Annotated in this window: 4 protein-coding genes and 1 rRNA gene; 4 read left to right on the plus strand and 1 reads right to left on the minus strand. The window is 65.1% G+C overall.

The features are described from left to right. Positions 1-10: 10 nt before the first annotated feature. Genes cobN through HDG39_RS22095 form a run of 3 tightly spaced genes read left to right on the plus strand, consistent with a single transcriptional unit; the run spans position 11 to position 5,600 of the window. Positions 11-3,829 (plus strand): cobaltochelatase subunit CobN, encoded by a 3,819-nt coding sequence (gene cobN, locus HDG39_RS22085; RefSeq protein ID WP_184008582.1) that lies wholly within the window; start codon positions 11-13, stop codon positions 3,827-3,829. Beyond that, positions 3,826-4,929, plus strand: coding sequence for a magnesium chelatase ATPase subunit I (locus HDG39_RS22090; RefSeq protein WP_184008584.1), 1,104 nt, complete (start codon positions 3,826-3,828; stop codon positions 4,927-4,929). The genes cobN and HDG39_RS22090 overlap by 4 nt, the downstream gene beginning before the upstream one ends. 56 nt (positions 4,930-4,985) lie before the next feature. Beyond that, positions 4,986-5,600 (plus strand): vWA domain-containing protein, encoded by a 615-nt coding sequence (locus tag HDG39_RS22095; protein ID WP_184008586.1) that lies wholly within the window; start codon positions 4,986-4,988, stop codon positions 5,598-5,600. 63 nt (positions 5,601-5,663) lie between these two features. Here HDG39_RS22095 and HDG39_RS22100 read toward each other — a convergent pair whose 3' ends face one another. Continuing rightward, positions 5,664-6,608 carry a flagellar brake protein gene (locus tag HDG39_RS22100; RefSeq protein ID WP_184008588.1) on the minus strand — a complete coding sequence of 315 codons (945 nt, stop codon included), beginning with the start codon at positions 6,606-6,608 and terminating at the stop codon, positions 5,664-5,666. Between the two features lie 577 nt (positions 6,609-7,185). Between HDG39_RS22100 and HDG39_RS34670 the strand changes: the two genes are divergently transcribed. Further along, a 16S ribosomal RNA gene (locus HDG39_RS34670) occupies positions 7,186-7,266 on the plus strand; the annotation flags it as partial.

The raw sequence follows: 7,266 nt of genomic DNA on the forward strand, positions 1-7,266 counted from the left end.
GCGCACCAGCATGCATCTGCTGCGCACGACGCCGGGCGGCTTCGTCGACGATACGCAGGGCGTGATCCGCATCGATCAGCAGCCCGCGGATATCGTCGTGCTCAGTTCCGCCGACACCACGCTGTCGCTGCTCGCGAGCGTGGTGCCGCGTCTCGGCGACGGCTTTCCGAGCGTGCGGCTCGCGAACGTCACGTATCTGCGTCAGCCTGCCTCGGTCGATTTCTATCTGGACGACGTGTTGCAGCATGCGCGCGTGGTCGTCGTCGATCATCTCGGCGGCGAAACGTATTGGCCGTACGGCATCGAGCAGGTGGTCGCGCTCGCGCAGCGCAAACAGCAAACGCTCGCGATGTTTTCCGGCGATCTGCAGGAAGACCCGAACCTGCTCGCGCGCAGCACCGCGAGCGCCGAGCTGTGTCAGCAGCTGTGGCGCTATCTGCGCGAGGGCGGTCCGCAGAACGCCGAGGCGTTTTTGCGCTGCATCGCGTATCGCGCGCTCGACTGGGGGCGCGAACCCGATCCGCCGCGCGCGTTGCCGGCCGCGTCGCTGTATCACCCCGAGCGCGATATCCCCATCGTCGCCGACTGGCAGGCGCGTTGGCGGCAAGACGCGCCGGTCGTCGCGATTCTGTTCTACAAGGCGCATCTGCAGGCCGCCAATACCGCGGTGTTCGATGCGCTGATCGACGCGCTCGAAGCGCAAGGGCTCAATCCGCTGCCGCTCGCGATCACGTCGTTGAAGGATGCGGTGAGCCGCGATGTCGTGCAGTCGCTGTGCGCGCAACATGGTGTCGCGCTGGTGTTGAACACCACAGCGTTCGCCGCGTCCGCGATCGACGACCCCGAGCCGCTCGCGCTCGCCGGCGACGCGCCGGTGTTTCAGGTGATCCTGAGCGGCGGCAATCGCGAAGACTGGCTGAAGGACAACCACGGCCTCAATTCGCGCGACATCGCGATGCATATCTCGCTGCCCGAAGTGGACGGGCGCATCATCACGCGCGCGATCAGCTTCAAGGGGCTCGCGTATCGCTGTGCGCATACGCAGGTCGACGTGGTCCGCTATCAGCCCGATCTCGAACGGGTGCGCTTTCTCGCCGAGCTGAGCCGGCGCTGGTGCCGTTTGCGTTCGCTCGATAACGCCGACAAGAAAGTCGCGTTGATTCTCGCCAACTATCCGATGAGCGAAGGGCGCATCGGCAATGGCGTCGGGCTCGATACGCCGGCGTCGGTGGTCGGCATTCTGTCGATGCTGCGCGATGAAGGCTATCGTGTCGGCGAATTGCCCGAAAACGGCGACGCGTTGTTGAACAGGCTGACCGAAGGCGTGACCAACGATCCGGTCGTACGCGATCTGCGTCCGGCCCTGCAAAGCCTCGCACTCGACGACTATCTCGCGCATTTCAACGCGTTGCCGGCGAGCGCGCGCGACGCGTTGAATGCGCGCTGGGGCAAGCCCGAGCAGGACCCCACGCTGCGGCGCGGCCGCTTCATGATCGCCGGCTGGCGCTGCGGCCAGGTGTTCGTCGGCATTCAGCCTTCGCGTTCGCGCGAGCACGGCGACTACGCGAGCTATCACGATGCGGAGCTCGTACCGCCGCACGCATACCTCGCGTTCTATTTCTGGCTGCGCCATCAGTTCGGCATCGACGCGCTCGTGCACGTCGGCAAGCACGGCAACCTGGAATGGCTGCCGGGCAAAAGCGTCGCCTTGAGCGACGCGTGCTGGCCCGATCTGATTCTCGGACCGATGCCGCATTTGTATCCGTTCATCGTCAACGATCCGGGCGAGGGCAGCCAGGCGAAGCGGCGCGCGCAGGCGGTGATCATCGATCATCTGATGCCACCGCTTACACGCGCCGAAAACTATGGGCCGCTGCAGGACCTCGAACGCCAGGTCGACGAATACTACGAAGCATTGATGGTCGATTCGCGTCGCGCGAAGCTCTTACGTCGCACGATTCTGACGACGATCGTCGAGCATCGGCTGCACGAAGAGCTGAGTCTCGCGGTGCCGAACGCACAGGACGATGAAGACGCGCTGCTCACACGCGTCGATGCGTGGCTGTGCGAGCTGAAGGAAGCGCAGATTCGCGATGGCCTGCATACGTTCGGGCAGTCGCCGCGCGGCGTGCAGCGGCGCGACACGCTGCTCGCGCTCGGGCGCTTTCCGGTCGGCGATGGGCGGGCCGGCAAGGCGGGGCTCGTCGACGCGCTGGCGCGCGATCTGCGCATCGATCATCGGTTCGACCCGGTGACGGTGGATTGGGCCGCCGCATGGGACGGTCCGCGGCCCGAGGTATTGCAGCGGGTCAGCGATGCACCGTGGCGACATTACGGCGATACGCGCGAGCGGTTGGAATTGCTCGCGGGCGAGCTGTTGCGCCGCGTCTGCGGTGTCGATTGCGATGATGCGGATCGTTCGCAGGCCGTCCCCGTAGCCGACGAAAGTCTGCCGCAAGCGGCACAGGTGATCGCACGCCTGCGCGACGACGTGCTGCCGCGTCTCGACGCCTGCGGCCCGCAGGAAATGACGCAGCTGAAGCGCGGCCTCGCAGGACGTTTCGTGCCGCCAGGTCCGAGCGGTTCGCCGTCGCGCGGTCGGCCCGACGTGCTGCCAACCGGCCGCAACTTCTATTCGGTCGACACGCGCGCGGTGCCGACGCAAGCCGCGTGGGCACTCGGCCTGAAATCGGCGCAGCAACTGATCGAGCGGCATCTGCAGGAGCACGGCGACTATCCCCGCGCGATCGGCCTGTCGGTCTGGGGCACCGCGACGATGCGCACCGGCGGCGACGATATCGCGCAGGCGCTCGCGCTGCTCGGCGTGCGGCCGAAATGGGCGCCGGGCAGCCACCGTGTGACGGACTTCGAGATCATGCCGATCGACGCGTTCGACCGGCCGCGTATCGACGTCACGTTGCGCGTATCCGGTTTCTTTCGCGATGCGTTCGCGAACGTGATGCATCTGTTCGATGCGGCCGTGCAAGCGGTGGCCGAACTCGACGAGCCCGCGGAGCTGAATCCGATTCGCGCGCGCGTGCAGCGCGAACGCGATGCGTTGATCGCGCGCGGCATGGACCCGGTCGAAGCGCGCAAGCGCGCCGGCTGGCGCGTGTTCAGCGCGCGGCCGGGCACGTACGGCGCGGGTCTGCAGCAGATGATCGACTCGCGCCAATGGCAGACCGACGCCGATCTCGCGAACGCGTATCAGGCGTGGGGTGGATATGCGTACGCGCAGAAGAGCGCGGGCGAGGAAGCGCATCAAGCGTTTGGCGCGCGCCTCGCAGCGATGGACCTCGTGCTGCAGAACCAGGACAACCGCGAGCACGACGTGCTCGATTCGAACGACTACTACCAGTTTCAGGGCGGCATGGTCGCGGCGGTGCGGCATCTGGCAGGTCAGCAGCCGCGCGTCTATCACGCGGATCACAGCAATCCGGCCGCGCCGCGCGTGCGGACGTTGCAGGAGGAGATCGCGCGCGTGATCCGCTCGCGCGTGGTCAATCCGAAATGGCTCGACGGCGTGAAGCGCCACGGCTACAAGGGCGCGGCCGAGATCGCCGCGACCGTCGATTATCTGTATGGCTACGACGCGACCGCGCGTGTGATTGCGGATCATCAATACGCGCTCGTCGCCGATGCTTATCTGAATGACGCCGATACGCGCGCGTTCATGCAACGGCACAATCCGCATGCGCTGCATTCGATCTGCGAGCGTTTGCTCGAGGCGATGCAGCGGGGGCTGTGGCAGCAGCCGGGTGACTATCGCGCGCAGGTGGAAACGCATCTGCTGGCGAGCGAACAGCAGATCGAAGGAAGACAAACATGAATGGAGCGATGCGAGGAGCGGACGACGCAGGTTGCTCAGCCGGTGCATCGGGTACGGCGGCGGCGCGGCCCGTTTTTCCGTTTGCGGCGCTGATCGGCCAGGCCTCGTTGCAGCAGGCGCTGGTGCTCGCGGCGATCGACCCGGGCTTGGGCGGCGTATTGATCAGCGGACCGCGTGGCACCGCGAAGTCGACTGCCGCGCGCGCGCTTGCCGAACTGCTGCCGGAGGGAGAGCTCGTGAATCTGCCGCTTGGCGCGAGCGAGGATCGTCTGATCGGCACGCTCGATATCGAAACCGTGTTGCGCGACGGCTCGGTGCGCTTCTCGCCGGGGCTGCTCGCGAAGGCGCATCGCGGCGTGCTGTACGTCGACGAAGTCAATCTGCTGCCCGATGCGCTCGTCGATGCGTTGCTCGATGCGGCGGCGAGCGGCGTGAATACCGTCGAACGCGATGGCGTGTCGCATAGTCATGACGCGAGCTTCGTGCTGATCGGCACGATGAACCCCGAAGAGGGCGAGTTGCGGCCGCAATTGATCGACCGCTTCGGTCTGATGGTGGAGTTGCAGAACGCGTTCGAGCCGCAGGTGCGGCAGGCGATCGTCAAAGCGCGGTTCGCGTTCGATCTCGATCCCGCTGGGTTTCGTACCGTTTACGCGGAGCCGCAGGCTTCATACGTGCAGCGAATTCGCTCGGCGCGCGCGGCGCTGCCGCTGCTGTCGTTCGATGACGCCGTCCATACGCGCGTGAGCGCGCTATGCATCGACGCGGCCGTCGACGGCCTGCGCGCCGACCTCGTGATGCTGCGCGCGGCGCGCGCGCTGGCCGCATTCGAACGGGCAGATGCGGTGACGGTGCGACATGTGGAGCGCGTTGCCGATCCGGTGCTGCTTCATCGGCGGCGTCAGCATGATTCGCAACATGCGAATCAGCGCCGGCCAGAAAGCGCGGCGCAGGCACGGGACGTCGCTGAGGGTGCGTCTGGCAATACGGCTGCATCCACGACACCTTCCGCCGACTCCGACTGGGGTTACCTGCCGCCCGAGCCGGCCGCGGCTTTGTCTGTCAAAGGCGTCATTGCGCTCGACGCAAAAAAACGCTGAGCCATCGGAAAGGCGCCGCCGCTGACTCGCGCAGCGGTTTTCGATGGCGACAAGGCGTGGGGGCGGATTCGCGCGACACGTCGCGCGGCGAACCGGGCAAGCGCATTGCATGGCCACCGACGCTCGCCGCGATGCGCGAGCACACGCTGCGTCGAGAGCATCTGCGCTTCGTACGGGAAGTGCCGCGTGGCGGTGTGCTGCATTGCTTCGTGCTCGATTGCTCCGGGTCGATGCTGGCGGGCCAACGCCTCGCGTTCGCGAAGGGTCTACTGACTGCCTTGTTCGACCGTGCGAGTGCGATGCGCGCCGAGGCTGCGCTGATCTGCTTCGGCGGTACGGGAGCGGATGTGCGCTTCGGCCCGGCCGTGCCGCGCTGGTGGAACGAGCGATGGCTCGCGCCCGTGGGCGGAGGCGGCGGTTCGCCGCTCGCGTCGGGCGTGCGCAGCGCCGCGCAACTGCTCGAACGCTGCGCGCGGCGACGGCCGGCCCAGCAGCGCTGGTTATGGATTCTGACCGACGGCCGCACGAGCGACGAACCCGCGCGGCCGGCCGACGTCGATGAAGTCGTGTTCGTCGATTTCGAGCGTGGTGCGATACGGCTCGGTCGTTGCGAGGTGCTCGCCAATGCCTGGGGAGCGCGGCGGTTGACGCCGGAAGAGTTGCTCGGCTGATCGATGTGTGCGCAGGTCGACGCTGCTGTGTCCCCACGCGCGTTGCTTTTGTGGCCGTACCGCTTATTTCAGTCCGTTGGACCAGTGCTGCACATCCTCCTGACGATCGAACACGAACACCTTCATCGCCATCTGTTGAACGGAATCGAGGTGATCCAGTTCGAGCCCATGCATGGACGGCTCGCCAGGCGTTTTGCCCTTCTGTACGTTGCGGATCACCGCCGTCGTCTCGATCTGTGAATCGTATTCGGCAGACTTCAGCCGGAACGCGATGCGCAGTCGCTCGCCGACTTCGCCCAGTGTCCATGACGCACTCAACGACATGCCGAGCGCGCTGATGCCCTTGGCGAGTCCAAGACCTTCGTAAGTGTCAGCGCTCCCGCCGATGCCGAACCTCACGGGCAGGTGCGCATGGACGCGGATCGATTTGCGCTCACGGAGCCGGCGGACCACGCCGGGCCTCGACAACACGGCATAGTCGAACGGCACGCGGCAGACCGCTTCGACCGTGCAGACGAAACGGAACACGGCCTGACTCGCGATCGCGACGATCTCGACGTTCTCGCCGGGCGTGAGCGGCAGCGGTTGGCCCTGCTGCATCGGCGGCGTGACGAACAGCGCATGATTCGGCGCGAAACCGATGATGCCGCAAGGTTGCATCGGCGCGCCGTTGCCGAGTTGCGAACGCATGCCGATCAATGCGCCGATCTCGAGGTGCATGTCCTTCAGCGTCAACTCACCGGCGTGGTCAGACTGGGCGGTTGGCGCCGGCAGTTGTTGTGCGCCGAGGTCGAACAGGTCGCCGCGTTGCGGGCGGAAGTGTTGAAACAGAAAGGCGCGCTCGTCGGTGGTCGCGAGCGTCGTCGCGCTTGCGAAGAGCAGCGTGCCGTCGGCATCGACGATCGGCCATGGGAGCGGCGTGCCTACCGGCACCGTATCAGGCTCGAGCATCGGGGATGCCGCGGCGGGCTGGGTGTCCTCGACTTGTGCGTCGACGAGATTGGCCATAGTCGGCAGCTAATTTAAGTGGCGGGATGATCTGATTGACGGCGGGGAAGGGTAGAACTTTAATTTGGGGAGCGGTGGTGAGTTCGAGCCGTGCTCAGACTACTTTGTTTTGTCGGTATTAGGACTTCGGCGGGGTTGAATCGGATGGCTAACTATTTTCGCTGATTTTTTGGTCTGACCAGAGTTGACTCTTTTGAGAGCTGGCGGCAATGCGATGGAGATGGCAGTCTTTGCTCCCAAAATAAATTGTGAGAAGGGTATTGACGCGTTGTCGGCCGCTCTCCATAATCCCGTTTCTCTGCTGCAGACGCAGCGACGCAAACGAAGCAGTGCCGGGTAGGAGTGGTTCAGGCGCGGCGGGTTTGGCGGACCGATCTTTAAAAACTAACAGCCGATAAGTGTGGGCGCTTGATGCGGGATGCGGCGGCGGATTCTGTGGAATCTGCTGTCAGGCAGAAGTATCAGAAGCCTCACACAGTATTAGAGGAAGGTTTGTCTGTCGAAAGGCGGACTGATCATCGTCAGTACGTTGAGTGAGCGACCGGGTTCGAGAGAGCCCGAAAACAGTAACAGGTTTGAACTGAAGAGTTTGATCCTGGCTCAGATTGAACGCTGGCGGCATGCCTTACACATGCAAGTCGAACGGCAGCACGGACTC

The organism is Paraburkholderia lebeckiae (assembly GCF_014201005.1).
Lineage (GTDB): Bacteria > Pseudomonadota > Gammaproteobacteria > Burkholderiales > Burkholderiaceae > Paraburkholderia > Paraburkholderia tuberum.

What these genes read in the sequence shown, in the direction of transcription:
- HDG39_RS22090 (WP_184008584.1), top strand. Translation starts at nt 3,826, where the DNA reads ATGAATGGAGCGATGCGAGGAGCGGACGACGCAGGTTGCTCAGCCGGT.
- cobN (WP_184008582.1), top strand. Translation starts at nt 11, where the DNA reads ATGCATCTGCTGCGCACGACGCCGGGCGGCTTCGTCGACGATACGCAG.
- HDG39_RS22100 (WP_184008588.1), bottom strand. Translation starts at nt 6,608, where the DNA reads ATGGCCAATCTCGTCGACGCACAAGTCGAGGACACCCAGCCCGCCGCG.